The organism is Pseudomonas sp. MYb13 (assembly GCF_002980075.1).
Classification (GTDB): domain Bacteria; phylum Pseudomonadota; class Gammaproteobacteria; order Pseudomonadales; family Pseudomonadaceae; genus Aquipseudomonas; species Aquipseudomonas lurida.
Map to the genome: position 1 here is coordinate 341,992 of NZ_PCQI01000001.1, position 24,859 is coordinate 366,850.

A 24,859-nucleotide genomic window follows, 5' to 3' on the forward strand; every position below is an offset into this window, starting at 1 on the left:
CAGCCAACCCCATTCCCAGCCTGGAGGCACAGTCATGCTCAAGCTCTACGGATTCTCAGTCAGTAACTACTACAACATGGTCAAGCTGGCGCTGCTGGAGAAAGGGCTGCCGTTCGAAGAGGTGCCCTTTTATGCCGGGCAAACCCCTGAAGCCCTGGCCGTGAGCCCGCGAGGCAAGGTGCCGGTGCTGGGCGTCAAGCAGGGTTTCATCAACGAAACCAGCGTGATCCTCGAATACATCGAGCATACCCAGGAGGGGCCGGCGCTGCTGCCGGCCGAGCCGTTCCAGCGCGCGCAGGTGCTGGCGCTATGCCGGGAGATCGAGCTGTACATCGAATTGCCTGCCCGCGCATGTTTTGCCGAGGCGTTCTTTGGCATGCCGGTACCGGAAGCGATCAAGGAGAAATCCAAGGCCGAGTTGCTGTTGGGGTTCAGTTCGTTGGGCAGGCACGGGAAGTTCGCGCCGTTTGTGGCGGGGGAGAGCTTCACGATTGCCGACCTGTATTTCATGTACAGCGTGAACCTCGCCTGTGCGGTGGGCGAGAAGCTGTTTGGCCTGGATCTGCTGGCTGAGATGCCGGTGGCCAAGGCATTGCTGGAAAAGTTGCACGCCATGCCCAACGCTCAGAAAGTGGCGGCAGACAGGGAGGCGGCGATGCCGGCGTTCATGGCCATGATTGCGGCGAAGAAATAGTCACGACGGCCGCTGCTCGTAATAGGGGAGCGAGCTTGCTCGCGAAAGCGGTGGATCAGTCAACGCATTGGTGACTGAAATACGGCGTTCGCGAGCAAGCCCGCTCCCCCAGGTTTGACCGCGCTGCAGCTGAGCGCTGGGTCTAGCGGCTGGCGAGCAGTGCCTGGCCGCGTGCCACGGCAGCCTTCACCTGCGCCGGCGCAGTACCGCCCACGTGGTTACGCGCATTCACCGAGCCTTCCAGGGTCAGTACGGCAAACACATCCTGCTCGATCTGATCGCTGAACTGACGCAGTTCTTCCAGGCTCATTTCCGCCAGGTCCTTGCCGGTGTCCACGCCATACTTCACCGCGTGGCCGACGATTTCGTGGCAGTCGCGAAACGGCAGGCCACGGCGTACCAGGTAGTCGGCCAGGTCCGTCGCGGTGGAGAACCCGCGCAGCGCCGCTTCACGCATGATCGCGTGCCTGGGCTTGATCGCCGGGATCATGTCGGCAAACGCGCGCAGCGAGTCGCGCAGGGTGTCGGCGGCGTCGAACAACGGCTCCTTATCTTCCTGGTTGTCCTTGTTGTAGGCCAGGGGTTGGCCTTTCATCAGGGTCAGCAGGCCCATCAGGGCGCCGAACACGCGGCCGCTCTTGCCACGTACCAACTCGGGCACGTCGGGGTTTTTCTTTTGCGGCATGATCGAGCTACCGGTGCAAAAGCGATCCGGCAGGTCGATGAACTGGAACTGCGCGCTGGTCCACAGCACCAGCTCTTCGGAGAAACGCGACAGGTGCATCATCGCGATGCTGGCAGCGGCGCAGAATTCGATGGCGAAGTCACGGTCCGACACACCATCCAGCGAGTTGCCGCCGACGGCATCGAAGCCCAGTAGTTGCGCGGTGTACTCGCGGTCGATCGGGTAAGTGGTACCGGCGAGCGCGGCGCTGCCCAATGGCATGCGGTTGGCGCGCTTGCGGCAATCCACCAGGCGCTCGTAGTCGCGGCTGAGCATTTCGAACCAGGCCAGCAGGTGGTGGCCGAAGGTCACCGGTTGCGCGGTCTGCAGGTGAGTGAAGCCCGGCATGATGGTGTCCGACTCACGCTCGGCCTGTTCCAGCAGGCCTTTCTGCAGGCGGGTGATTTCCGACAGGATCAGGTCGATCTCGTCACGCAGCCACAAGCGGATATCGGTGGCCACCTGGTCGTTGCGGCTGCGGCCGGTGTGCAGCTTCTTGCCGGTCACACCGATGCGGTCGGTGAGGCGGGCTTCGATGTTCATGTGCACGTCTTCCAGGTCGACACGCCAGTCGAACGTGCCGGCTTCGATCTCGCCACGGATGGTGGTCAGGCCGTCGATGATGCTGTCGCGCTCGGCATCGGTCAGCACGCCGACCTTGGCCAGCATCGTCGCGTGGGCGATGGAGCCCATGATGTCGTGGCGGTACAGGCGCTGGTCGAAGGTGACGGAGGCGGTGAAGCGGGCGACGAAGGCGTCGACGGGTTCACTGAAGCGGCCGCCCCAGGACTGGTTGGTCTTGTCGGTGCTCATGGATTCGCTCGTGATCTGCTTGATAAAAAGGCATGGAAGTGTGCCGGCGATGATAACAGGGTTGCCCGTGGAGGCGGTGCTGCGGGTCGTCGGCATTTTTATTTGTGCAAAGGATGGCTAAGTGCCTTGCCGCCGGCCGCGTCCGGTACGAGACTGGTGCAGGGCTTATTGAAACGATATTTGACGATTGAGCAATGCCGTCTCAGTGAGCGTCTACAGTTGGACTGATAGTGTGTGAATGCACCAAAGTCGGGTGATGCGGTCAGAGCCCAGACTATCCATTAAAAAAGGGGGGTATTCGGATTGTGTATCAGCAAACCCTACGACGATGCCCGAAGGCAGCAGGTCTTGGGCGCTATTGAACAGGTCCGGGTAAATATGGGTGCCACTCTCAGGGCACTTTTTGCCGCTCGCGCTAGTCTTAGCGTGGATCGCTGTGACGCAAGTCACCGCACCTGTCTACGCTATCCTTGTGCGAGACTCACGCAGGAATCCAGCGCAATATGAATGTCCTGATCGTTGATGACGAACCCCAAGCCCGCGAGCGACTGAGCCGTTTGGTCAGTGAACTCGAGGGTTATGCAGTACTAGAGCCGAGCGCCACCACGGGCGAAGAGGCGTTGACGCTGATCGACAGCCTCAAGCCGGATGTGGTGTTGCTCGATATCCGTATGCCGGGCCTCGATGGCCTGCAAGTTGCTGCCCGACTGAGCGAGCGCGAGTCACCACCCGCCGTGGTGTTTTGCGCAGCCGGTGAAGAGTTTTCCGCGGAGACGCTGGAGGCCAGCGGTGTCAGCTTCCTCACCAAGCCGGTGGCTGGCGATGCAGTGCTCAAGGCCCTGAAAAAGGCCGAGCGCCCAACCCGCGTCCAGCTTGCCGCGCTGACTCAGCCTGCGGCTCAAAGTGGTAACGGGCCACGCAGCCATATCAGCGCCCGTACACGCAAAGGCATCGAGCTTATCCCGCTGGGCGAAGTGGTCTATTTCATTGCCGATCACAAGTATGTGACCTTGCGTCACCAGGGCGGCGAAGTGCTGCTCGATGAGCCGCTGAAGGCGCTTGAGGATGAGTTCGGCGACCGCTTCGTGCGCATCCACCGCAACGCGCTGGTGGCCCGCGAGCGAATCGAACGCCTGCAACGCACGCCCCTTGGGCACTTTCAGCTCTTCCTGAAAGGCCTTAACGGTGACGCGTTGATCGTCAGCCGACGGCATGTCGCCGGTGTGCGCAAGATGATGCAGCAGCTTTAGCCCAAGGGCTTTGGCGAGGCCTGTGTTCCTTATCCCGGTGCGACGTGGCCAGGGAGGCCCCGCACTTGCTGATTCAAATCAAAGCGTATTTGCCTGAGCTGTTATTATCTGCCGTATCTATTCAGTACGGATTGATCCATGTCCTCTCGCGAAATCCGCATCGCCACCCGTAAAAGCGCCCTGGCCTTGTGGCAGGCCGAATACGTCAAAGCACGCCTGGAGCAGGCTCACCCGGGGCTCAAGGTGTCCCTGGTGCCCATGGTCAGTCGCGGCGACAAACTGCTCGACTCGCCACTGTCGAAGATCGGCGGCAAGGGTTTGTTCGTCAAGGAACTGGAAACCGCGCTGCTGGAAAACGAAGCCGACATCGCCGTGCATTCGATGAAAGATGTGCCCATGGACTTCCCGGAAGGCCTGGGCCTTTTTTGTATCTGTGAGCGCGAAGACCCGCGTGATGCCTTCGTTTCCAATACGTATGCATCGTTGGATGAGCTGCCCCTGGGCAGCATCGTCGGTACGTCCAGCCTGCGCCGCCAGGCACAGCTGCTGACCCGGCGCCCGGACTTGCAGATCCGTTTCCTGCGCGGCAACGTCAACACCCGTTTGGCGAAGCTGGATGCGGGTGAATATGACGCGATCATCCTTGCGGCGGCCGGCCTGATCCGCTTGGGCTTCGAACACCGTATCACCTCGGCAATCAGCGTCGAGGACAGCCTGCCCGCAGGTGGGCAGGGTGCCGTTGGTATCGAATGCCGTACCGCCGACAGTGAAATCCATGCCCTGCTCAAACCCCTGGACCATCAGGACACCGAAGTGCGCGTCACCGCCGAGCGTGCGCTGAACAAACACCTCAACGGTGGCTGCCAGGTGCCGATTGCCTGCTACGCGGTGCTCGAAGGTGACAACCTGTGGTTGCGCGGCTTGGTTGGAGACCCGGAAGGCGGCACCCTGTTGACCGCTGAGGTGCGTGGTCCTCAGGGCAACGCTACCGCCCTGGGTATCCAGGTGGCTGAAGCGCTGCTGGAGAAGGGCGCCGGTGCCATTCTGCAAAAGGTCTACGGCGAGGCCGGTCCGCAGTGACCGAATGGCGCCTGCTGCTGACGCGGCCTGCCGAGGAGTCATTGGCCCTGGCGGCCACGTTGTCCGACGCGGGTATTTTCAGCAGCAGCTTGCCGTTGCTCGACATCGAGCCGCTCCCCGTTACATCCGAACAGCAGGCTGTCTTCCATGACCTGGGCCGCTACTGCGCGGTGATCGTCGTCAGTAAGCCCGCCGCACGCCTGGCCGTGCGGCAGCTGGAGCGAGCAGTGAAGCCACTGCCGTGGTTCAGTGTCGGCGCAGCCACCGCACAGGTACTGGCTGATCACGGCCTCGACGTTCACTATCCCTCGACTGGCGATGACAGCGAGGCCTTGCTTCAATTGCCTGCGTTGCGCGAGGCTATCGCTCGCCCCGATGCCCAGGTATTGATCCTGCGTGGCGAGGGCGGCCGCGAACTGCTGGCGGAGCGCTTGCGTGAGCAAGGTGCTAGTGTCGACTATCTGGAGTTGTATCGCCGTTTCCTGCCGGACTACGACGCCGGGATATTGATGCAACGCATCCAGTTGGAACGCTTGAACGGCCTGGTGGTCAGCAGTGGGCAGGGTTTTTTACACCTGCAGGCCCTGGCCGGAGCCGATTGGCCACAGGTGGCTCAGCTGCCGTTGTTCGTGCCGAGCCCGCGAGTCCAGGAAATGGCGCGGGCCGCTGGCGCAGAAAAAGTTGTGGATTGTCGCGGTGCGAGTGCCGCGGCTTTGTTAGTGGCGATACGGAGCTATACCGTTCCCACTCTCTGAAACGCAAAGGACGGATACGTGAGCGAAACAGCCTTGCCTAAAGATGAAACCCAACCCGCACTTGAGGCGCCGGTTGAGTCACCGGTCATCGCGCCGCGCCGTGGCAATGGCCTGGCAATCGTCGCCCTGCTGCTCGGCGCCGCGGGTGTTGCCGCCGGCGGCTGGGGGATCTGGCAGGTCCGCGCCCTGCAAGCCAGCAGCCAACAGCAGTTGGGCCAGGTGCAGACCCTCGATGACCAGTCCCAGTCCCTCAAGCAAAGCCAGCAACAGCTGGCCGCGCGCCTGGCGCAATTGCCGGGTGCGGATGAGCTGGAGGAGCGCCGTCGCTTGGTGGCCCAGTTGCAAGGTGACCAGCAACAGCTGAGCCAGCGCCTGGAAACCGTACTGGGGGCCAGCCGCAAGGATTGGCGCCTGGCCGAGGCCGAACATTTGATTCGCTTGGCGAGCCTGCGCTTGTCTGCCCTGCAGGATATCAACAGCGCCCAGGCGCTGGTCCAGGGGGCCGACGAAATTCTTCGTGAGCAAAGCGATCCAGGTGCCTATGCTGCCCGCGAGCAATTGGCCAAGAGCCTTGCCGCGCTGCGCAGCACCGAGCAGCCGGACCGCACCGGGCTGTATCTGCAATTGGCGGCCTTGCGTGACCAGGTCGTGCAGTTGGCGGCCATTGCCCCTGAGTATCAGCTGACGGAACCTGCTTCCGAGGGGCGCCCGAACACTGATACGGACAGCCGCTGGAAACAGTGGTGGGAGCAGATTTCCCGTTACTTTCGCATCGACTTCAACCCCGATGACAACATCCGTCCGCTGCTCGCCGGCCAGGGTCTGAACCAGGTACGCCTGGCCCTTAGCCTGGCCCTGGAGCAAGCACAATGGGCGGCGCTCAACGGCGAGTCGGCCGTCTACAGCCGCTCCCTGGGCGAGGCCCGCAGCGTGTTGCAGGACAACTTCAACCAGGACAACCCGCAGAGCAAGGCGATGCTGGCGCGTATCGCCGAGCTTGAGCCCAAGGCGGTTTCGGTGAAGACGCCGGACTTGGCGGCGAGCCTGGCTGCGGTGCAGGCGTACCTTGAGCGTCGTCATCTGTCTGCCGACGAAGCCAAGGCGGCGGCGACGCCGGCGAAGCAGGAGTAGAGCCGATGAAGCGTTTCTATGTGATCCTGGTGCTGGCAATTGCAATCGCGCTGGCACTGGCTGTGGGCATTTCGAAACACACCGGCTACGTGCTGATTACCTACCCGCATGTACTGCATTACGAGTCGAGCCTGTGGGCGACTGTGGTGGCGGTGTTTGCCCTCGGTTTGGCGATCTACCTGATCCGGGTGCTGTTGAGCCTGGTCACCACTTCCGGTGGCGTGGTCAACCCGTGGTCGCGGCGTAACCGCAGCCGCCGCGTGCAGATCGCCATCGAGCAAGGCCAGATGGACCTCGCCGAAGGCCGCTGGGCCAGCGCTGAGCGCCACCTGCACCGTGCTGCCGAAGCCGAGCGCCATCCATTGCTGTACTACCTCGGCGCGGCCCGTGCAGCGAATGAGCAGGGACGTTACGAAGAGTCCGACGGCTTGCTGGAACGCGCCCTGGAGCGCCAGCCCCAGGCCGAGCTGGCGGTTGCCTTGAGCCATGCGCAACTGCAGCTGGACCGCGGCGACAGCGAGGGCGCACTGATAACCTTGCAGGCGATGCATGAGCGTCATCCTCATAACGCGCAGGTCCTGCGTCAATTGCAGCGCCTGCATCAGCAGCGAGGCGATTGGTCATCGGTGATCCGCCTGCTGCCGGAACTGCGCAAAGACAAAGTGCTGCCTGCCAGCGAGTTGGCCGAGCTTGAGCGCCGTGCCTGGGGTGAGAACCTGAGCCTTGCAGCCCAACGTGAAGAACAGGGCGAAGCCGGCTTGCAATCCCTTGAGCGGGCCTGGCAGCAACTGACTTCCGCCCAGCGCCAGGAGCCACAACTGGTTCTGGCCTATGCAGAGCAACTGCGCCAGCTGGGCGCCGACGCCAAGGCGGAAGAAGTGTTGCGTGTCGCGATCAAGCGCAGCTACGACAGCCACCTGATCCGGCTGTATGGCCTGTTGCGTGGTAGCGATCCAGCCCGGCAATTGAAGTTTGCCGAGGGCTGGCTCAAGGACCACCCGGGCGATGCCAGCCTGCTGTTGACGCTGGGACGCCTGTGCTTGCAAAACAGCCTGTGGGGCAAGGCGCGGGATTACCTGGAAAGCAGTCTGCAGGTGCAACGCAATCCTGAAGCCTGCGCCGAGCTGGCGCGTTTGCTGGCCCAACTGGGTGACACTGAGCGCAGTAACCAGCTGTTCCAGGAGGGGCTTGGGTTGCTGGATAACCGTTTGCTGGCGTCACCCCTGCCTGTCCCGGCACGCGCCTGATGTAGGAAAGTGCAGGAGGGTTGGCTCGGATATGTCTGGTAGCCAACCCTTCAAAAACTCGAAAAGAGTGGCGCTAGAGCGCTTGTGGGCAAAGTCCGACGCTCGATTGCCCTAAGTCTTCCATCTTCTGGTGGGAAGTCCTTACCCTCTCGCGGAATCGTCTGCTCTGGCATGTATTGAAAGCGGTCAGGCCTTTCCTCTACCGTAGCGACCTATCTTTCGCGATGCGGATAAAGCATGTCTTTGGCCCCTTCACGCTCATTGTTTTTCCTTGCGTTCCTGGCAGGTGCGCTGACATTGGGCGCGTCTTTTTACCTTGAGTTCGGCGTCTCGCTGCGCCCTTGCTTCCTGTGCCAGATGCAGCGGGCGTTCCTGGCCGCTGTCACCTTGATCAACCTCGTCGCCGCCCTCCATAACCCCAGGCGTTCCGTCATCTACGTTTACGGGCTGGCAAGCATGGGCTTCGCGCTGCTCGGCGCCATGACTGCCGTGCGCCAGGTATTGCTACAAAACGCCGCACCGGACCAGGCAGCCGACTGCTGGCCCAGCCTTCACTACATGATCGAAAACCTGTCGTTTTGGCAGGCCCTGCAATTGACCGTCAAAGGTACCGTCGACTGCGTGGAGATCACTTGGACGCTGTTTGACCTAAGCCTTCCAGAGTGGAGCCTGTTGTTCTTCGTCGGGATGCTGATCCTGAACATCCTGCAGTTTTCACGGTTGTTCTTGAGCCCGCGTTTGCGCCTGGCGAGGAACTGAAGGCCAGTCTCAGTTTGTAGGATGGGATTAAACACTTGTATGAACTTTCTCTCCTGCGTACCTTGAAGCCATAGTCATGCGGGCATAATCTGGCCCGCACGTGTTATCGAAACCGTTTGTCAGACGCGGCCTTGTCCGGCTGCTGCTTTATCCTTGAAGTGTTGCGCGGGCACCAGGCGGCAGCGCCCCTACTAGGGAAGAGAGATCATCATGCTGGAAAGTTGTCAGAATGCTCAGGAACGCTGGGGTGGGGTGCACAAGCTGATCGACAGCTGGTTGAAGGCACGTCACGAACTGGTTCGGGCCTTTGATGCTCTCGGCGCCAAGCCCGAGGCACTGGCTGAGAATCGTGAACCGTTGCAGGATTTTTGCGGTGTGTTAGTGGACTATGTGTCAGCCGGCCATTTCGGCGTCTACGAGCAACTGACCAAGGAGGCGGAAGCCTTCGACGATCAGCGTGGCCTGGACTTGGCTGAGACCCTCTACCCGCGCATCGACGTCATCACCGAGAAGCTGCTGGCGTTCACGGACCTGTGTGATGCCGGAAACTGTGTTGCAGAAAAATTCAAGGAATTGGGTGCGTTGCTGCATGAGCGATTCGAGTTGGAAGATTGCCTGATCGAAGTGCTGCACAACGCCCACAAGGAGGAGTCTGCTACCCAGGCTTGAACCTCGACAGCGGTATAAAAAAACGGTGCGCATGACGCACCGTTTTTTATTGGCTCAGCGTCGTGTCGCGAGCAGCTCGATCTCGAACACCAGAGGCGTATAGGGCGGGATCAGTTCACCGGCACCGTCCGCGCCATAGGCCTGGGCCGATGGAATCACCAAGCGCCATTTCGCCCCTACGGGCATCTGTTGCAACGCACTGCTCCAACCGCTGATCACGCTGTCCAGCCGAAACCACTGGGGTTGCGCGCTCTGGTCAAACACGGTGCCATCGGGTAGCCGTCCCACGTACTTCACTTGAACTTGATCGCTGGCCGTCGGCTTGTCGCCAGTACCGGGCGTAAGTTCGGTGAGCAGAATTCCATCCGCCAACTCGCGCACACCTTTTACGGCTTTTTCCTTGCTCAGGAATTGCTGTTCGGCGGCGAGTGATTTTTCGCTTTGAGGTGCCTGCGTATCGGCTTCGTTCTGTGCTTCGTGCTCGGCAAGTATCTGCTCGATGCGTGCGTTGTCCAGCGCCAGCGGCTGACCTTGATACGCTTGCTTGAGGCCGTCGATCAACGCCTGGATCTGCAGGTCGGGAACCTCCTGGCGCAGGCGTTCACCAAGGCTGGCGCCCAGGCTGTAGGCGAGATCGTGCTGGTTCTGTTCGGTGGTTTTGGACGGTGATTGCTCGCTCGCATTGGCCGCCGAAATCGCCAGGCCAAGCACAAGAAAAAGGTAACGCGTCATGGGCATTCTCCCGCCGAAAGTGCGACGGATTATGCCAGTGTGAGGGGGTAAAAAGTGCCGCGTATTTTCGTTATAACGATAAGAATTTTCGCACGGTGCAACGCGAGGCAAAGGATACTGTCAACATGCCCTAGCGGCGGTAAGAGCAGAGGGCTAGTATGAGCCGCACCCACGTCAGCCAGGAGGTAAACCATGTCGGCCAAACAGAAGCCTGTTAATACCCCGTTGCATTTACTCCAACAACTTTCGGGCAGCTTGCTCGAACATCTGGAAAGCGCCTGTTCCCAAGCTTTGGCCGATGCAGAAAAACTGCTCGCCAAGCTGGAAAAACAACGCGGTAAAGCGCAAGAAAAGCTGCACAAATCCCGCACCAAACTGCAAGACGCCGCCACTGCCGGCAAGGCCAAGGCTCAAGCCAAAGCCAAAGACGCTGTCAAAGAACTTGAGGACCTGCTGGACGCTCTCAAGGATCGCCAAGCTGAAACCCGCGCCTACATTTCCCAACTCAAAAAAGACGCTCAGGAAAGCCTGAAATTGGCCCAGGGCGTTGGTCGTGTGAAGGAAGCTGTGGCGAAAGTGCTGGGCACTCGTACCCCTGCAAAAGCTGTTGCAGCGAGCGCGGCGAAAAAGCCGGCGAGCAAGGCTGTTGCTGCCAAGGCACCTGCGAAAGCCGCAGCAAAACCTGCTGCCAAGCCAGCTGCTAAAACTGCCGCAGCAAAACCAGCCGCCAAGCCAGCTGCTAAAACTGCCGCAGCAAAACCTGCTGCCAAGCCAGCCGCTAAAACGGCTGCTGCAAAACCAGCCGCCAAGCCAGCTGCTAAAACTGCCGCAGCAAAACCTGCTGCCAAGCCAGCTGCTAAAACTGCCGCAGCAAAACCTGCTGCCAAGCCAGCTGCTAAAACTGCCGCAGCAAAACCAGCCGCCAAGCCAGCCGCTAAAACGGCTGCTGCAAAACCTGCTGCCAAGCCAGCTGCTAAAACGGCTGCTGCAAAACCAGCCGCCAAGCCAGCTGCTAAACCTGCTGCTGCAAAACCAGCCGCCAAGCCAGCTGCCAAACCTGCTGCTGCAAAACCAGCCGCCAAGCCAGCTGCTAAACCTGCTGCTGCAAAACCAGCCGCCAAGCCAACTGCCAAACCTGCTGCTGCAAAACCAGCCGCCAAGCCAGCTGCCAAACCTGCCGCTGCCAAACCAGCCGCCAAGCCCGCTGCAAAACCAGCCGCCAAGCCAGTTGCCAAACCTGCTGCTGCAAAACCAGCCGCCAAGCCAGCTGCCAAACCTGCTGCTGCAAAACCAGCACCGGCCAAGCCGGCGACACCTGCTGCCGCCCCGGTAGCGCCCACCGCTCCAACTGCACCGGCCAGCAGCACCCCTGCTCCGGTAGCGCCAAGCACCACCCCAACCAGCGCTTCCTAAGTGCTGGTGGCCACGACGCGCAGCTGCTGCAGCGCGTCGTGGTCAAGGTTGGCGGCATCCTCAGCCGCCAGTCCTTCCAGCCAGAATCCTGGGTCCATCGGCTCGCCTGTCGGCCATGCTTGTGCCAGCGTTTGCAGTCGCGTCAGCAGCTGCCGTTCGGCGTCCAGCTCCAAGGCCTTGACCCGTTCGCGTAAACCCGCCAGATCCTCATCCTGCTGCGCCATGCCACGCCATTGCGTACGTACGTGTCGTAACGGTTCGATCACCTGCGCCTGCCAAGGCCTGGCAATCTGTTTCAGGGCTTGCATGCGTTCGGCGGTCGCGGTCACTGCGCGCTGCTCCAGCCAGGCGCCACACAGCAACAGGCACACATCCGCACCTTGCTGTTGCAAACGCAGGCAAGCGGCTTCGACGCCCGGCCGGGCGTAAGTCGATAGGGCAAAGCTCCACAGGTCAGCGCACATATTCACACCCAAGCCAGCGGCCAACGAAGCTGGTAGACTCCGCCGCCATTATGATCCGACTTCAAAGCCTAACATTACAGCGTGGCCCGCAACGTCTTCTCGAAGACGCCGAGCTGACCCTGCACGCCGGTCACAAAGCCGGCCTGATCGGTGCCAATGGTGCCGGCAAATCCACGTTGTTCGCCCTGTTGCTGGGCGAGCTGACCCCGGATTCCGGGGACTGCTTGCTGCCGGCCGACTGGCGCATCGCCCATATGCGCCAGGAGATCGACACCCTGGACCGCATCGCGATCGACTACGTGCTCGATGGCGACCTGCGCCTGCGGCAGGTGCAACACGACCTGGCCGAGGCCGAGAAAGCCCAGGACGGCGCCGCCCAGGCCCGCCTGCATTCGGAACTCGACAGCGCCGACGGCTACACCGCCGACGCCCGCGCCCGCAAGATGCTCGCCGGCCTTGGCTTTACCAACGAGCAAATGGACCGTCCGGTCGCCGATTTCTCCGGGGGCTGGCGCATGCGCCTGAACCTGGCGCAGGCGTTGATGTGCCCATCGGACCTGTTGCTGCTCGACGAACCGACCAACCACTTGGACCTCGATGCGATCCTGTGGCTGGAAGACTTCCTCAAGAATTATCAGGGCACCTTGCTGCTGATCTCCCACGACAGGGACTTCCTCGACGCCGTGGTCGACAACATCGCCCACGTCGAACAGAAGAAAATCACGCTCTACCGTGGCGGCTACACAGCCTTCGAACGCGCCCGCGCCGAACGCCTGGCCCAGCAGCAACAGGCCTACGAGAAGCAGCAGGCGCAGCGTGCGCACATGGAAAGCTACATCGCCCGCTTCAAGGCCCAGGCCACCAAGGCCCGTCAGGCCCAGAGCCGGATCAAGGCCCTGGAGCGCATGGAGGAACTGTCGGCGGCCCACGTTGATTCGCCATTCGACTTCGTGTTCCGCGAGTCGGTGAAGATCTCCAGCCCCTTGCTGGATCTTTCCGATGCGCGCCTGGGGTATGGCGACAAAACCATCCTGGAAAAAGTGAAGCTGCAACTCACACCGGGTGCGCGTATTGGTTTGCTCGGCCCTAACGGTGCGGGCAAATCGACACTGATCAAGAACCTGTCCGGCGAGCTTTCGCCCTTGGCCGGCCGGCTGACCCGTGGCGAGAACACGGTGGTGGGCTACTTCGCCCAGCATCAGTTGGACTCTCTGGACTCCAAGGCGAGCCCATTGCTGCACTTGCAGCGCCTGGCGCCGACCGAGCGCGAGCAGACCCTGCGCGACTTCCTGGGCGGTTTCGACTTCCGTGGCGCGCGCATTGATGAGCCGGTGCTGAATTTCTCCGGCGGCGAAAAAGCCCGCCTGGCCCTGGCGTTGATCGCCTGGGACCGTCCGAACCTGCTGTTGCTCGACGAACCCACCAACCACCTCGACCTGGAAATGCGCCTGGCGCTGACCATGGCCCTGCAGGAATTCAGTGGTGCGGTACTGGTGGTGTCTCACGATCGCCACTTGCTCAAGAGCACCACGGATAACTTCCTGCTGGTGGCCGATGGCAAAGTCGAAGAATTCGACGGCGACCTGGACGACTATGCCCGCTGGTTGACGGAATATCGCCTGCGCAACGCGCCGGTCAGCAATACCCCGGTCAACCCCGACAAGACCGACAAGAAGGCCCAGCGTCAGGCGGCCGCTGCATTGCGCCAACAATTGGCGCCGCACAAGCGTGAAGCCGACAAGCTGGAAGCCGAGTTGGGCAAGGTGCACGAGCGCCTGGCCAAGATCGAAACCAGCCTGGGCGACAGCGCCGTGTACGAAGCTGCTCGCAAGGACGAGTTGCGCGACCTGCTGGCTGAACAAGCCAAGCTCAAGGTGCGCGAAGGGCAATTGGAGGAAACCTGGATGGAAGCCCTCGAACTGCTGGAAACCCTGCAAGCGGAGCTGGAGGCGCTGTCCTGATGGAAGCGTTGCAGCTGCCTATACCGACGCAGTGGGTCGAGCCCGTATGGATCGGTGTGCAAATCCTGCTGATCCTGCTGGCCGGCTACCTCGCGCAGCGTTTTGTTGCCAAGGGCCTGACTCGCCTGGGTGAGCGTTACCCGTTCCCCCCGCAATTGCTGATGCCGCTGCGCGGAGGCCTGCGCTGGCTGATCATGGGCAGTGCGCTGATCTTTGTACTGGGTCGCCTGGGTGTTTCTGCCACGGTGTTGTGGACGGCGCTGTCGGGGTTTGTCGCAGTCGCAGCGGTGGCGTTCTTCGCCATGTGGTCGGTATTGTCCAACCTGCTGTGCGCCATTCTGATCTTCACCGTCGGGCCGTTTCGTCTCGGTGATATCGTCGAACTGGTGGACACCGTCGACAAACCAGGGGTGAAAGGCAGGGTCGTGGCGATCAACCTGCTCTACACCACGCTGGTTGAAGTGGCGGAGGCCGGAACCGACAGCGCGATGGTGCAAGTGCCCAACAGCTTGTTCTTCCAGCGCTCGGTGCGACGTTGGCCAGGTACCCATGTGTTTCCGGGCGACCGCTAGCATTCACATCTTGTAAAAATCTATAGCCATCCTTTGGGCGGTGGAGTTAGCTTAAAGCGCAACAGCAAACTCCCTCCTGAGGTGTGTAATGGCTCTCGATACGTGGCTGGCCTTTTTCCTGGCCAGTTGGATAATCTCCCTTTCCCCCGGCGCCGGCGCCATCGCTTCGATGTCCAGCGGCCTGCAATACGGTTTCCTGCGCGGTTACTGGAATGCCATTGGCCTGCAGTTGGGCCTGGCGATGCAGATTGCGGTCGTGGCGTGCGGCCTGGGCGCCATTCTGGCGACGTCGTCCACAGCCTTCTATGCGATCAAATGGTTTGGCGTGGCGTACCTGGTGTACCTGGCCATCAAGCAATGGCGAGCCTTGCCCATGGACATGACCGATGACGCAGCCGTGCGCCCAATCGGCAAGCCGATGGCAATGATGTTCCGTGGCTTTCTGGTCAACGCCAGCAACCCCAAGGCTCTGGTGTTCATGCTGGCAGTACTGCCGCAGTTCGTGAACCCGCAGGCGCCCCTGCTGGTCCAGTACCTGATCCTGGGTGCAACGATGATCTGCGTCGATATGGTCGTGATGGCGGGGTATACGGGGCTGGCGTCGAAAGTCTTGCGCCTGTTGCGTACGCCTAAGCAACAGAAGCGTATGAACCGTACGTTTGCCGGCTTGTTCGTGGGGGCGGCAGGTTTTCTGGCCAGCTTGCATCGCGCCACGGCGTAAACCACGATTCAACTGAAGAAGACGTCTAGAGAAGGTGGGAGCGGGCTTGCTCGCGAATGTGGCGTGTCAATTAACAGAAGTACTGACTGATCTACCGCATTCGTGAGCAAGCCTTTGAGTTGCTGGTGACGTCCCGATTCAGCGCAAGATCTTCGGCGCTTCATCCCTTGGCAGGTTGTTGCGCAACGGCGGTTGGCCCGGGTTTTGATACCCACCCCCCAACTGCTCCGCCAACTGCCGAGCCACATCCTCACCCAAGGCTTTCGATACTTCCCTGACCACACGCGGCCGATTCAGGCTTACGCGTACATCACGGCTGTTCACCAGCTTGGTGTCCTGGCCTTCACCCATGGCGGTAAACGCCGAGGTGATCTCGTAGGTGCGCGTATTGATCAGGCTGAAATCCGCCACCAGCGTCAGGCCCAGCACCGCCGAGTAACCGTTGGTGTGGTCCAGGGCATTGATGTCCTGGGTGAAATCGATGTCTGACAGGGTGCCGAACAACACGTAGTCCGCACCCTTGAAGTTGCCGGCCTTGATGCGCTTGATCACATCGTAGACGTCACCCTTGGCCTCGGCGGTGTAGGGCGTGCCCTGCACCAGTTGGAACTGCCGGGACTTGAGGATTTCACCCTTGATATCACCGCTGAATTTGCGCAGCTCGGTCTGTTCGATGTAGCTGGTACGGCTTTCGTACTCACTGTAGTTCGAGGCGCCGCTGGCGTGGTAAGCGCTGGCCTGGAAGTTGTTGCTCGCCGAAACCTGGTGGATGTATTCCTCGACCCGTGCCTCATAGGCCAGGTCGGTCACCGCGATTTTCGGGGCGGCCGAGGCGCCGAAGGCGCACAGCAGGCCGATCATGCCGATCCATGCACGCATTGCTTAGCGCTCCGTGGTCTTGCGGATTTCTTTTTCGTCCATCCATTCGGCAAGGCCGCTCTCGACGTCGATCAGCTGCAGGCTGAATTTGTAGAACACGTCCTTGTAGTCAGCGCTGCGCTTGATGATGGAGCTGATGGAGCCTTCCAGGCGGTATTTGGCGGCAACCATGTTGCCGGTCTTGCTGACGGTGGACTTCTTGTACAGCCCGCTCTGGTTCTGCAGCTTGAGCTGGTCGACCTGGCTCTGCATGTCAGTGTTGTCGCTGGCGAAGCGTGCGGTGCCGGTCTTCATCAGTTGGGTCTTGATCGACGTGGTGATTTCGCGGGTATCGATGTACTCGCTGGTCTTGTTCTTCACGTCGTACACCTGCACCACCGGACGGCCTTGCAGGATGCCGGACTGGGCCAGGGAGCGGGTCATGCTTTCGGCGATCATCTGCAGGTCGGTGGAACCGAACTCGTTAGTCACCAGTTCCACGGCCTTGGTATCGCCGTAGCTGATGTTTTTACCGCCCAGTACCGGGGACGTGTTGGCGCAGCCGCTGGCCAGGATGGCGACGGCGGCAAGGATCGAGAAGCGTGCAAACATTGGGAAATCTCTCAGCAGCAAAAAGGATGGACGGCTCAAGGGGTTTTCACTTCAAGACGGAAGTCCGCCGCCTGTGGCAAATTGGCAATCGCCGGCAGGAAGGTCGCCTGGTTGGCGTACAGGTTCAGCACCTTCCAGGTTTCTTCTTCGCCCACCGGGAAACCGTCTGCCCCTAGCCAGGCGAAGCGGTAATACATCATCTGGTTGCTGCTGGTGATGTTGCTCAACTGCACCTTGGCGGTGAGGAAGCCGTTCTCGCGGGCAACACGGATGGCGCCGACTGCAATGCCCTTGAACTTGCCCATGACCACGATTTTGCTCGCGGCGCTGCCGGGTTCCGGTGGCGGCGGGGTGGCGCAGCCGGCAAGCAGGACCAGCGCCAGGGCGCCGAGGATGAAATGACGCATAGCGTGCTCCTTAAGGTTGTTTGAGGGCGATGGCCTGGTTGACGGTACTTGGCACCACATGGGCGGCCAGGCCGCCAGCGAATACCTGGTTGCCGACGACGCGCAGGGTCACGACCTGGTAACGCTGATCGGCCTTGACTGTCACCCGCGTGCCGCCCAGGGCATTGGGCAGGCTGACTTGGTGCTCTCCGTGCTTGAGGCGCAAGCGAGTCACCTGGGTCATGTCCGGCAGGGTGCGCCAGGTGCGGGTATCGGCACCTTCGGTGACGGCCGAGGCGATACCCAGTACCAGGCCTGCCATGGGGTTGGTCTTGTTCAGGTTGTTTTGCGCCACGCCACGGGTGACCGCACGCACCGTGGTACGCAGGATGATCCCCGGCATGTCGTCGCGCAGGGCGCGGCGGGACATCGCCGTGGTGCTATTGAGTGCAGTGAGGTTCTGTTGCTGGCCGTCGACGCCGATCTGGGCGAAGGGCGCGGTGGAGGTGTCCGCCTTGATCACCGGGAACGACAGCGGGGTGATCACCAGGTTGCCATTGATCGGGATTGGCAGCGGCAGGCGAATCGAGTCACGGGCCGGTGCCAGGCCGCTCTGCACCACGATCAACACGTCGGTTTCATCGGCGCCGACCTTGGATTTGTCCAGGTCGAGCAGGGCCTTTTCCAGCAGCGGGGTGTTGGGGCGTAGCTCGGCGGCCTTGCGATACCCTGGCGCGGCCAGGTCTTTTTCGCCCAGGGCTTCGTAGACGAAACCCGCCAGGTAATGGCTGAACGCACTCTGGTAACTGTTTTTGAGGCCGACCACTTCCGGCGCGTCCAGGGTTTCCACTGGATAGCCGCGCAGGTCTTTCATCTGGGTGGTCACGCCTTCGCGCTGGGCTTCGTCCTCGCGCTTGAGGTATTCCTTGTCGCGCAGGTCGGCGATGACCGCTTCGCGTTCATGCGTCTTCTTGATTTCGGTGCGTGCACCGTCGAAGTCGTTAATGGCCAGCAGGTTCAGGGCCATCTGCGTTGTCAGCATGACCTTTTCGTAGTCATAGCCTTCGTAGCGACGCACCTTGTCGTTGGCGAGGAAACTGCCGAACTGGGCGAGGTACTTGGCGCTGTCGAACTTGACCGACTCCTCCCACTGGTAGACTTGCAGGTCGGCGCTGCGCCAGGCGGTCTGGCTACCGGTCAAATCACCCTTGGCACGCAGCAGCTCGCCCTTTTCGAAGAAATAGAGCAGGTCCTTGTCGTCGCCGGTGTTGTTCTTTTCCAGCAGGGTCAGGGCGGCGTCGACATTGCCGGTGGCCAATTGCTGATTGGTGGCTTGCAGCTCGGTGTCGTAGCTGCGGAACATCGAACAGCCGGACAACAACGTCACCGCCGCGAGCGCGAGCGAAGGTAAGGCGCGAAATGCCATGCAGACTTCTTCCCTGAAAGTATCAACCGATGTGGTCATTCCTCATAAAAACGAGGAACGAAATTCCCTTTCGCACTAACAGGGCGCGGCATTATAAGCACCATTAATGGCAAAACAATGGCTTTTTGCCTGGCAAACTCAACAAAAGCGCCACTAGTCCGCTTCTGAAACTGCCCTCCCGTGCAAACGCCCAATCACTTACGCCTTGAGTCAAATCCGTTAAGCCCTAACAATGTGTTACTTCGTATTTCCCTTTGAGATTCGTTCATGACTGCCCCCTTCCGTTTTCTCGCCTGGCTGATGTTGCCGGCGTTGATGTCGTGCAGCTTCAACCTGTTGGCCGCGACTGCCGAGGGCGCGCCACAAGCCCTGCATTTGCTGGACTACATTGGCGCTGACTATCCCGCGACGGTGGAGGCGGGCAAGGTTATCGATGAATCCGAATACCGCGAACAACTGGAATTTCTCGGGGTGTTGCAGGGCCTGGTGGCAGAACTGCCACAGCGGCCGGAGCGCGCGGCGTTGGTCAAAGGCGTCGACGAACTGTTAGCGGCGGTAACCGTCCATCAGGACGGCCCTACAGTCGCTCGCCAAGCCCGTCAATTGGGCGCGCAGTTGGCAGTGGCTTATGAAGTCAGCCAAGCTCCGGCGATCACCCCTGACCCAACGCGCGGAGCACCGCTCTACGCCCAGCACTGCTCGGTATGCCATGGCACTGCTGGCGCCGGTGACGGCCCGGCCAGCGTGGGTATGACGCCGCCGCCCGCCAACCTGCGGGATGCTGTGCGCCTGGATCGCCTGAGCCTCTACGCGATCTACAACACCCTCGGCCTGGGCGTCGAAGGCACCGACATGCCGTCCTTCACCGACCAGCTGGACGACCGCCAGCGCTGGGACCTGGCCACCTACATTGCCGGATTCACTGCCGACCCGGCCGCCGCGAACAGCGAGCAGCCGTTCAACCTCGCCGACCTGGCCCGCCAGACCCCCAACGAAGTGCTGGCCGCAAACGGCCCTGCGGCGGCTGCGACGTTCCGCGCGCAGCGTGCGCAACCGCCGCAGGTCAAGCGCGGCCCGGCGCAGTTGCTCGACTACACCGCCACCACGCTGGACAAGAGCCTGGCCGCGTTCCAGAAGGGTGACCACGAGCAGGCCTACGACCTGTCGGTGGCCGCGTACCTGGAAGGCTTCGAGCTGGTAGAAAGCTCCCTGGACAACGTCGACGCCAACGTGCGCAAGGACACCGAGAAAGCGCTGATGGCCTACCGGCAGTCATTGCAGGACGGTTTGCCGGTCGAGCAGGTGCAACAGCGCCTGGACGTGGCCAAGGGCAAGCTCACCGAATCTGCCGGCTTGCTGGGCAGCGACGGCCTGAGCTGGTCGTTGAGTTATATCTCTGGCTTGCTGATCCTGTTGCGTGAAGGCCTGGAAGCGATCCTGGTACTGGCCGCGATCCTCGCGTTCCTGCGTAACACCGGCCAGCAATCGGCGGTGCGCAGCGTCAACGTGGGTTGGGGCCTGGCGCTGCTGGCGGGTCTGGCGACCTGGGCACTGGCGGCCTATGTGATTGACGTAAGCGGCGCCCAGCGCGAACTGCTTGAGGGTTGCACGGCCCTGTTCGCCAGCGTGATGGTGCTGTGGCTTGGTGTGTGGATGCACGACCGACGCCACGCGGCCGCCTGGCAGGACTACATCAAGAGCAGCCTGGTGGGCGGCGGTGGGCGCTTCGGCTTTGCGATGCTGGCGTTCTTCTCGGTGTACCGCGAGCTGTTCGAAGTGATCCTGTTCTACGAAACCCTGTGGCTGCAAGCCGGCCCGGCCGGGCACAACGCGGTGTTGGCGGGTGGCGCCACGGCGCTGGTGCTGTTGGTGGCCCTGGCGTGGGTGATCCTGCGTGGTTCGGCGAAGCTGCCGCTGGCGTTGTTCTTCGGTATCAACGCGGCATTGCTGTGTGCGCTCTCGGTGGTGTTTGCCGGGCATGGCGTGAAGGCGTTGCAGGAAGCTGGCATCTTCGGCACGCGCCCGGTGGCATTCTTTGACTTCGACTGGCTGGGCATCCACGCCGATGCGTACTCGTTGAGTGCGCAGGCGTTGGCGATCCTGGCGATTGTGGTGCTGTATGGCCGCAGCCGCTTGGCCGAGAAGCGCCGGGTGGTCGCATAAGTATGCGGGTGTGGATCGATGCCGACGCCTGCCCGCGCGCAGCCAAGGACCAAGTGGTGAAGTTTGCCCTCAAGCGCCAGTTCGAGGTGGTATTGGTGGCCGGGCAGAGCCAGATCAAGCCGAGCTTTGCCTGTGTGAAGCTGATCGTGGTGCCCAGCGGCCCGGATGCGGCCGATGACTACCTGGTAGAGCACGCCGTGCCCGGTGAACTGGTGATCTGCAGCGATGTGCCCCTGGCCGATCGTTTGGTGAAGAAGGGCGTCACGGCGCTCGATCCGCGGGGCAAAGAGTTCAGCCCCGCGAACATGAGCGAACGCCTGGCGGTGCGTAACCTGTTCACTGACCTGCGTGAGCAAGGCCAGATGGGCGGTGGCCCGCCGCCTCACGGGGAGAAGGAGAAGCAGGCGTTTGCCAATGCGCTGGACCGCATTCTCACGCGGTTGATGAAGGCTGTGTAGGAGCGAGCTTGCTCGCGAAGCGCCTGAGAACACAGCGTTCTTGCTGCGTGCTCGCGTTTTCGTTGACGTTTTTCGCGAGCAAGCTCGCTCCTACACGGAGGGCATCAGTCGTTCTCGTGGGTCAATTCCAGCACCCGGTCCACCAACTTATTGATCCCCGAAGCGACCTCACTGATGTTCTTGCCGAGCATATACGCCGGCGTGGTCACCAGCTTGCGCGCCTTGTCTTCGACGATATCTTCCACCGCACATTCCTGGTGAGTGGCGCCCATCTTGTCCAGTGCGGCGGCGGTCTCGGCACAGTTGCCGATGGTGCAGGTCACGCCCGGGCCGTAGATCTTTGCCGCGAGGGCAGGGGAGATGCAGATCAGCCCTACAGGCTTGCCCGCTTCGGCAAAGGCCTCGGCCAGCTCCAGAACCTGCGGGTTGACGCTGCAGCCGGCGCCTTCCACGGCAAAGTTGGACAGGTTTTTCGCCGCACCAAACCCGCCTGGCACGATCAGCGCATCGAAGTCCTCGGCGTTGGCCTCGCGCAGGTCTTTCACGTTGCCCCGGGCGATCCGGGCCGACTCCACCAGCACATTGCGCGACTCGGGCATCTCTTCGCCGGTGAGGTGGTTGATCACATGCAATTGCGCGATATCCGGGGCAAAACATTGGACGTGAGCGCCACGCTGGTCCAGGCGCAGCAAGGTGATCACGCTTTCGTGGATCTCTGCGCCGTCATATACGCCACAGCCGGAAAGGATCACTGCAATCTTTTTGCTCATGGGCATTTCTCCTGGGTTCTTGGCGTTAAATGTCTACTAATTTGTCATCTGTTGCCAATGGGATCTCGCACGGCTCCACCTAATCTTGATGTAACAAAAACAGACCGGACCAGACCATGGACTTCGTGCCTTACGCGGTACCGTTTTTCATCGCCTTGATCGTCGTGGAGCTGCTCGCCGACCGCTGGCGCGGCGAGCGCAACTACCGGGTCGCCGATGCCATCAACAGCCTCAGCACCGGTGTGCTATCGACGACCACGGGGTTGCTGACCAAGGGCGTGGGGCTCCTGACCTACGCGTTCGCCCTCGAGCATCTCGCACTCATCGAACTGCCTGCCCAGAGTGTCTGGACGTGGGTGTTCGCCTTTGTGTTCTATGACTTCTGCTACTACTGGCTGCACCGCATGGGTCACGAACGTAACATCCTCTGGGCCGCGCACTCGGTGCATCACCAGAGCGAGGACTACAACCTCAGCACTGCCCTGCGCCAGACCAGCACCGGCTTCCTGCTCAGCTGGATCTTCTACCTGCCCCTGGCGGTGCTGGGCGTGCCACTGGTGGTGTTTATCAGCGTGGCCTCGCTCAATTTGCTGTATCAATTCTGGGTGCACACCCGTCACGTGCCGAAGCTCGGCTGGTATGAGTGGTTTTTCGTCACGCCGTCCAACCATCGGGCCCACCATGCACAGAACGCTCTCTACATGGATCGCAACTACGGCGGGGTGTTCATTCTTTGGGACCGGCTGTTCGGCACCTTCCAGGAGGAGGACGATAATGAGCCGGTGATTTTTGGCGTCACCACACCGTTGGCCAGTTGGAACCCGCTATGGGCGAACCTGCAGTTCTATGCACAACTGTGGAGTGACGCGCGGCGCACCGAGAGCCGGTGGGACAAGCTGCGCATCTGGTTCATGCGCACCGGCTGGCGCCCGGCAGATGTGAAGGCCAAGTACCCCCTGGCGAAACACGACTTGAGCCAGTTCCGCAAATTCGAAGTGCCGTTGGATGTGCGCCAGCAGGTCTACATCGCACTGCAATTCGCGGCGTATGTGGGTTTTGGCAGCTATTTGATGAATTTCGGCGAAAATTTGCCCTTGCCGGCGCTGATCCTGGGGTGGAGTGCCATGGCGCTGGGGCTGTTTACGCTGGGCGTGGCCTTGGAGAACCGGCCATGGGCATTGAAGGCCGAACTCTTGAGGCTGCTGCTGAATGTACCGCTGGTATGGCTGGCGCCGTTGGTCGGGTTATGGCCGGCCAGTAACCTGGGCTGGCTGGGCCTGCTGAGTTACAGCCTGCTCAGCGTGATTGGCCTCTACTGCTGCAGAAGCCAGGTTACTCGACTGGTGTCTTAGGGGCTTCGACCCGGGCGGGCTCGGCGGCAAGCCGAGCCTTGGCTTCGGCGCAGGCTTCACGGGCGATGCGCGCATTCTTGAAGCGGCGGCGCAGCCAGAGGCCGAAGCCCAGTACCAGCAATGCACCCAATACCCACAGCTCGTATTTCTTGACGCTGCCGAGCATGCCTTCCAGCACGGCGCCGAAGTGATACGCCGCCGCGCCCAAGGCGGCAGCCCAGATCGCGGCACCAATGCCATTGAGGATCAGGTAGCGCATCGGTGGGTAACCGGACAAGCCGATCGCCACCGGCATGACAGTGCGCAGCCCATACACGAAGCGGAAGCTCAGCACCCAGATATCCGGGTGCTTGCGAATGTGTTCCAGGGCCTTGTCGCCCATCAATTGCCAGCGTGGCTTGCGCGCCAACAGCTTGCGACCGTGTTTTCGGCCCATGTAATACCAAAGCTGATCGCCGGCGTAGCTGCCGAAAAACGCAACCACGACCACCAGGTTGATATCCATGTAGCCACGGAACGCCAGGAAGCCTGCGAGCACCAAGATGGTCTCGCCTTCAAAGAAGGTGCCTAGGAACAGGGCAAAGTAGCCGAAGTCATGCAGAAATTGTTGAAGCATGGTCTGGGTGCTGGCGAAATGAACGCGCAGCCTACGCCTTCACGAAGATTCATGAAAGTATCGAGATGTGTCACGAAGTGAACAATTCCCACCAAAATGACGAATGCGACTACAGGTCGCATCGGTAAGCACAACTGTCATACCTTCGTCATAATGGCCGCTTATAACTGCAACGCTCGCCCGTAAACCCGGGCTCAGGAGTCTGTCGTGAGCTTTACCCCTGCCAATCGCCTGTTCCCCGCCACCCGTCTGCGTCGCAATCGCCGTGATGATTTTTCTCGCCGCCTGGTGCGTGAACACGTGCTGACGACGAACGATCTGATCCTGCCGGTGTTTGTGCTGGACGGTGAAAATCGTCGGGAAGCGGTGGCTTCGATGCCGGGTGTGGAGCGCTTGACCATTGATCTGCTGCTTGAAGAAGCCGCGGGATGGGTCGAGCTGGGGATTCCGGCATTGGCGTTGTTCCCGGTCACGCCTTCTGAACTCAAGTCCCTGGATGCTGCCGAAGCCTGGAACCCGCAAGGGATTGCACAGCGCGCTACCCGTGCCTTGCGCGAGCGGTTCCCTGAGCTTGGGGTGATTACCGATGTGGCGTTGGACCCGTTCACCACCCATGGGCAGGATGGCATTCTTGACGAAGACGGCTATGTTCAAAACGACATCACCGTCGACGCGCTGGTCAAGCAAGCTTTGTCCCACGCTGCCGCGGGTGCCCAGGTGGTTGCGCCGTCGGACATGATGGACGGCCGTATCCAGGCGATCCGCGAAGCCCTTGAGCTGGCCGGCCACGTGAACGTGCGGATCATGGCCTACTCGGCCAAGTACGCCAGCGCCTATTACGGCCCGTTTCGCGATGCGGTGGGCTCCGCGCTCAACCTGGGCAAGGCCAACAAGGCCTCGTACCAGATGGACCCGGCCAACAGTCATGAAGCCCTGCACGAAGTGGCGGCCGACCTGGCCGAAGGCGCCGACATGGTGATGGTCAAGCCGGGGATGCCTTACCTGGACATCCTTTATCGGGTCAAAGACGAATTCAAAGTGCCGACTTTCGTTTATCAGGTCAGCGGCGAATACGCGATGCACATGGCTGCAATACAGAATGGATGGCTGGGTGAAGGGGTGATCCTAGAATCCCTGACAGCCTTTAAACGCGCCGGGGCCGATGGCATCCTGACCTACTTCGCCGCCCGCGCTGCACAATTGCTTAGAGAGCAACAATAGCCCTCACAGGAA

General features: G+C 61.2%; 25 protein-coding genes. 16 read left to right on the top strand and 9 right to left on the bottom strand.

Translation table 11 applies throughout. From position 1 onward, the window contains the following. The first annotated feature begins 34 nt into the window (after positions 1-34). Positions 35-694, top strand: a complete 660-nt coding sequence (locus CQ002_RS01585; protein ID WP_034110226.1) for a glutathione S-transferase family protein — start codon at positions 35-37, stop codon at positions 692-694. Between the two features lie 142 nt (positions 695-836). Here CQ002_RS01585 and argH read toward each other — a convergent pair whose 3' ends face one another. Further along, positions 837-2,231, bottom strand: a complete 1,395-nt coding sequence (gene argH / locus CQ002_RS01590; protein ID WP_105163166.1) for an argininosuccinate lyase — start codon at positions 2,229-2,231, stop codon at positions 837-839. A 503-nt stretch (positions 2,232-2,734) separates the two neighbouring features. On the opposite strand from argH, the gene CQ002_RS01595 reads away from it, so the two are divergent. From CQ002_RS01595 to rsd, 7 genes are all read left to right on the top strand, one after another. Next, a complete protein-coding gene (locus tag CQ002_RS01595) occupies positions 2,735-3,481 on the top strand; it encodes a LytTR family DNA-binding domain-containing protein (RefSeq protein ID WP_034110225.1) in 747 nt (248 codons plus the stop codon). A 138-nt stretch (positions 3,482-3,619) separates the two neighbouring features. Further along, positions 3,620-4,561 carry a hydroxymethylbilane synthase gene (gene hemC, locus CQ002_RS01600; RefSeq protein ID WP_034110224.1) on the top strand — a complete coding sequence of 314 codons (942 nt, stop codon included), beginning with the start codon at positions 3,620-3,622 and terminating at the stop codon, positions 4,559-4,561. After that, positions 4,558-5,316 carry a uroporphyrinogen-III synthase gene (locus CQ002_RS01605; protein ID WP_105702704.1) on the top strand — a complete coding sequence of 253 codons (759 nt, stop codon included), beginning with the start codon at positions 4,558-4,560 and terminating at the stop codon, positions 5,314-5,316. The genes hemC and CQ002_RS01605 overlap by 4 nt, the downstream gene beginning before the upstream one ends. 18 nt (positions 5,317-5,334) lie before the next feature. Beyond that, a complete protein-coding gene (locus CQ002_RS01610; RefSeq protein WP_034110220.1) occupies positions 5,335-6,447 on the top strand; it encodes a uroporphyrinogen-III C-methyltransferase in 1,113 nt (370 codons plus the stop codon). Positions 6,448-6,452: 5 nt separating this feature from the next. Then, positions 6,453-7,694: a heme biosynthesis protein HemY gene (locus CQ002_RS01615; RefSeq protein WP_034110218.1), complete on the top strand. Its 1,242-nt coding sequence runs from the start codon at positions 6,453-6,455 to the stop codon at positions 7,692-7,694. Between the two features lie 237 nt (positions 7,695-7,931). Beyond that, entirely contained in the window at positions 7,932-8,453 is a 522-nt protein-coding gene (locus tag CQ002_RS01620; RefSeq protein WP_034110216.1) for a disulfide bond formation protein B, read from the top strand. Between the two features lie 210 nt (positions 8,454-8,663). Continuing rightward, positions 8,664-9,122, top strand: coding sequence for a sigma D regulator (rsd, locus tag CQ002_RS01625; RefSeq protein WP_098467565.1), 459 nt, complete (start codon positions 8,664-8,666; stop codon positions 9,120-9,122). A 54-nt stretch (positions 9,123-9,176) separates the two neighbouring features. Here the strand turns inward: rsd and CQ002_RS01630 are convergent, their stop codons facing one another. Then, on the bottom strand, positions 9,177-9,854 hold the full coding sequence (locus CQ002_RS01630; RefSeq protein ID WP_105163046.1) for an FKBP-type peptidyl-prolyl cis-trans isomerase: 678 nt from the start codon (positions 9,852-9,854) through the stop codon (positions 9,177-9,179). Between the two features lie 192 nt (positions 9,855-10,046). Here CQ002_RS01630 and CQ002_RS01635 point away from each other — a divergent pair, with 192 nt between their 5' ends. After that, complete coding sequence (locus CQ002_RS01635) at positions 10,047-11,267, top strand: AlgP family protein (RefSeq protein ID WP_105163045.1); 1,221 nt, start codon at positions 10,047-10,049, stop codon at positions 11,265-11,267. On the opposite strand, the gene CQ002_RS01640 is transcribed toward CQ002_RS01635, so the two are convergent. Continuing rightward, positions 11,264-11,731 carry a TIGR02444 family protein gene (locus tag CQ002_RS01640; protein WP_105163044.1) on the bottom strand — a complete coding sequence of 156 codons (468 nt, stop codon included), beginning with the start codon at positions 11,729-11,731 and terminating at the stop codon, positions 11,264-11,266. The genes CQ002_RS01635 and CQ002_RS01640 overlap by 4 nt on opposite strands. A gap of 50 nt (positions 11,732-11,781) precedes the next feature. On the opposite strand from CQ002_RS01640, the gene CQ002_RS01645 reads away from it, so the two are divergent. From CQ002_RS01645 to CQ002_RS01655, 3 genes are all read left to right on the top strand, one after another. Then, positions 11,782-13,692: an ATP-binding cassette domain-containing protein gene (locus tag CQ002_RS01645; protein WP_034110205.1), complete on the top strand. Its 1,911-nt coding sequence runs from the start codon at positions 11,782-11,784 to the stop codon at positions 13,690-13,692. Further along, positions 13,692-14,264 carry a mechanosensitive ion channel family protein gene (locus CQ002_RS01650; RefSeq protein WP_025857438.1) on the top strand — a complete coding sequence of 191 codons (573 nt, stop codon included), beginning with the start codon at positions 13,692-13,694 and terminating at the stop codon, positions 14,262-14,264. Before CQ002_RS01645 ends, CQ002_RS01650 begins: the two co-directional genes overlap by 1 nt. A gap of 88 nt (positions 14,265-14,352) precedes the next feature. Further along, positions 14,353-14,985 (top strand): LysE family transporter, encoded by a 633-nt coding sequence (locus CQ002_RS01655; protein ID WP_034110202.1) that lies wholly within the window; start codon positions 14,353-14,355, stop codon positions 14,983-14,985. A 138-nt stretch (positions 14,986-15,123) separates the two neighbouring features. On the opposite strand, the gene CQ002_RS01660 is transcribed toward CQ002_RS01655, so the two are convergent. The 4 genes from CQ002_RS01660 to CQ002_RS01675 are packed head-to-tail and all read right to left on the bottom strand — an operon-like array spanning position 15,124 to position 18,267. Then, a complete protein-coding gene (locus CQ002_RS01660) occupies positions 15,124-15,864 on the bottom strand; it encodes a penicillin-binding protein activator LpoB (RefSeq protein ID WP_105163043.1) in 741 nt (246 codons plus the stop codon). Between the two features lie 3 nt (positions 15,865-15,867). Next, positions 15,868-16,455, bottom strand: coding sequence for a penicillin-binding protein activator LpoB (lpoB, locus tag CQ002_RS01665; RefSeq protein WP_105163042.1), 588 nt, complete (start codon positions 16,453-16,455; stop codon positions 15,868-15,870). 35 nt (positions 16,456-16,490) lie between these two features. Next, the gene (locus CQ002_RS01670) at positions 16,491-16,862 is read right to left on the bottom strand and encodes a YcfL family protein (protein WP_034110196.1); all 372 of its coding nucleotides are present in this window, start codon (positions 16,860-16,862) and stop codon (positions 16,491-16,493) included. Positions 16,863-16,872: 10 nt separating this feature from the next. Next, positions 16,873-18,267 (bottom strand): COG3014 family protein, encoded by a 1,395-nt coding sequence (locus tag CQ002_RS01675; RefSeq protein WP_069078537.1) that lies wholly within the window; start codon positions 18,265-18,267, stop codon positions 16,873-16,875. 267 nt (positions 18,268-18,534) lie between these two features. On the opposite strand from CQ002_RS01675, the gene CQ002_RS01680 reads away from it, so the two are divergent. Next, on the top strand, positions 18,535-20,430 hold the full coding sequence (locus tag CQ002_RS01680) for an FTR1 family protein (protein ID WP_034110192.1): 1,896 nt from the start codon (positions 18,535-18,537) through the stop codon (positions 20,428-20,430). A gap of 2 nt (positions 20,431-20,432) precedes the next feature. Further along, positions 20,433-20,888, top strand: a complete 456-nt coding sequence (locus CQ002_RS01685) for a YaiI/YqxD family protein (RefSeq protein ID WP_098467559.1) — start codon at positions 20,433-20,435, stop codon at positions 20,886-20,888. 104 nt (positions 20,889-20,992) lie between these two features. Here the strand turns inward: CQ002_RS01685 and elbB are convergent, their stop codons facing one another. Then, positions 20,993-21,658, bottom strand: a complete 666-nt coding sequence (elbB, locus tag CQ002_RS01690) for an isoprenoid biosynthesis glyoxalase ElbB (RefSeq protein ID WP_034110188.1) — start codon at positions 21,656-21,658, stop codon at positions 20,993-20,995. A 116-nt stretch (positions 21,659-21,774) separates the two neighbouring features. On the opposite strand from elbB, the gene CQ002_RS01695 reads away from it, so the two are divergent. Then, positions 21,775-23,010, top strand: coding sequence for a sterol desaturase family protein (locus tag CQ002_RS01695; RefSeq protein ID WP_105163041.1), 1,236 nt, complete (start codon positions 21,775-21,777; stop codon positions 23,008-23,010). Here CQ002_RS01695 and CQ002_RS01700 read toward each other — a convergent pair. Continuing rightward, positions 22,991-23,626: a DedA family protein gene (locus CQ002_RS01700; protein WP_034110185.1), complete on the bottom strand. Its 636-nt coding sequence runs from the start codon at positions 23,624-23,626 to the stop codon at positions 22,991-22,993. The genes CQ002_RS01695 and CQ002_RS01700 overlap by 20 nt on opposite strands. Before the next feature lie 207 nt (positions 23,627-23,833). On the opposite strand from CQ002_RS01700, the gene hemB reads away from it, so the two are divergent. Beyond that, complete coding sequence (gene hemB / locus CQ002_RS01705; protein WP_034110183.1) at positions 23,834-24,847, top strand: porphobilinogen synthase; 1,014 nt, start codon at positions 23,834-23,836, stop codon at positions 24,845-24,847. Positions 24,848-24,859: the final 12 nt, after the last annotated feature.

What these genes read in the sequence shown, in the direction of transcription:
- CQ002_RS01700 (WP_034110185.1), bottom strand. Translation starts at nt 23,626, where the DNA reads ATGCTTCAACAATTTCTGCATGACTTCGGCTACTTTGCCCTGTTCCTA.
- CQ002_RS01620 (WP_034110216.1), top strand. Translation starts at nt 7,932, where the DNA reads ATGTCTTTGGCCCCTTCACGCTCATTGTTTTTCCTTGCGTTCCTGGCA.
- CQ002_RS01630 (WP_105163046.1), bottom strand. Translation starts at nt 9,854, where the DNA reads ATGACGCGTTACCTTTTTCTTGTGCTTGGCCTGGCGATTTCGGCGGCC.
- CQ002_RS01675 (WP_069078537.1), bottom strand. Translation starts at nt 18,267, where the DNA reads ATGGCATTTCGCGCCTTACCTTCGCTCGCGCTCGCGGCGGTGACGTTG.
- CQ002_RS01635 (WP_105163045.1), top strand. Translation starts at nt 10,047, where the DNA reads ATGTCGGCCAAACAGAAGCCTGTTAATACCCCGTTGCATTTACTCCAA.
- argH (WP_105163166.1), bottom strand. Translation starts at nt 2,231, where the DNA reads ATGAGCACCGACAAGACCAACCAGTCCTGGGGCGGCCGCTTCAGTGAA.
- CQ002_RS01695 (WP_105163041.1), top strand. Translation starts at nt 21,775, where the DNA reads ATGGACTTCGTGCCTTACGCGGTACCGTTTTTCATCGCCTTGATCGTC.
- CQ002_RS01680 (WP_034110192.1), top strand. Translation starts at nt 18,535, where the DNA reads ATGACTGCCCCCTTCCGTTTTCTCGCCTGGCTGATGTTGCCGGCGTTG.
- CQ002_RS01670 (WP_034110196.1), bottom strand. Translation starts at nt 16,862, where the DNA reads ATGCGTCATTTCATCCTCGGCGCCCTGGCGCTGGTCCTGCTTGCCGGC.
- hemC (WP_034110224.1), top strand. Translation starts at nt 3,620, where the DNA reads ATGTCCTCTCGCGAAATCCGCATCGCCACCCGTAAAAGCGCCCTGGCC.
- rsd (WP_098467565.1), top strand. Translation starts at nt 8,664, where the DNA reads ATGCTGGAAAGTTGTCAGAATGCTCAGGAACGCTGGGGTGGGGTGCAC.
- lpoB (WP_105163042.1), bottom strand. Translation starts at nt 16,455, where the DNA reads ATGTTTGCACGCTTCTCGATCCTTGCCGCCGTCGCCATCCTGGCCAGC.
- CQ002_RS01640 (WP_105163044.1), bottom strand. Translation starts at nt 11,731, where the DNA reads ATGTGCGCTGACCTGTGGAGCTTTGCCCTATCGACTTACGCCCGGCCG.
- CQ002_RS01615 (WP_034110218.1), top strand. Translation starts at nt 6,453, where the DNA reads ATGAAGCGTTTCTATGTGATCCTGGTGCTGGCAATTGCAATCGCGCTG.
- elbB (WP_034110188.1), bottom strand. Translation starts at nt 21,658, where the DNA reads ATGAGCAAAAAGATTGCAGTGATCCTTTCCGGCTGTGGCGTATATGAC.
- CQ002_RS01650 (WP_025857438.1), top strand. Translation starts at nt 13,692, where the DNA reads ATGGAAGCGTTGCAGCTGCCTATACCGACGCAGTGGGTCGAGCCCGTA.
- CQ002_RS01685 (WP_098467559.1), top strand. Translation starts at nt 20,433, where the DNA reads ATGCGGGTGTGGATCGATGCCGACGCCTGCCCGCGCGCAGCCAAGGAC.
- CQ002_RS01645 (WP_034110205.1), top strand. Translation starts at nt 11,782, where the DNA reads ATGATCCGACTTCAAAGCCTAACATTACAGCGTGGCCCGCAACGTCTT.
- CQ002_RS01655 (WP_034110202.1), top strand. Translation starts at nt 14,353, where the DNA reads ATGGCTCTCGATACGTGGCTGGCCTTTTTCCTGGCCAGTTGGATAATC.
- CQ002_RS01595 (WP_034110225.1), top strand. Translation starts at nt 2,735, where the DNA reads ATGAATGTCCTGATCGTTGATGACGAACCCCAAGCCCGCGAGCGACTG.
- CQ002_RS01660 (WP_105163043.1), bottom strand. Translation starts at nt 15,864, where the DNA reads ATGCGTGCATGGATCGGCATGATCGGCCTGCTGTGCGCCTTCGGCGCC.
- CQ002_RS01585 (WP_034110226.1), top strand. Translation starts at nt 35, where the DNA reads ATGCTCAAGCTCTACGGATTCTCAGTCAGTAACTACTACAACATGGTC.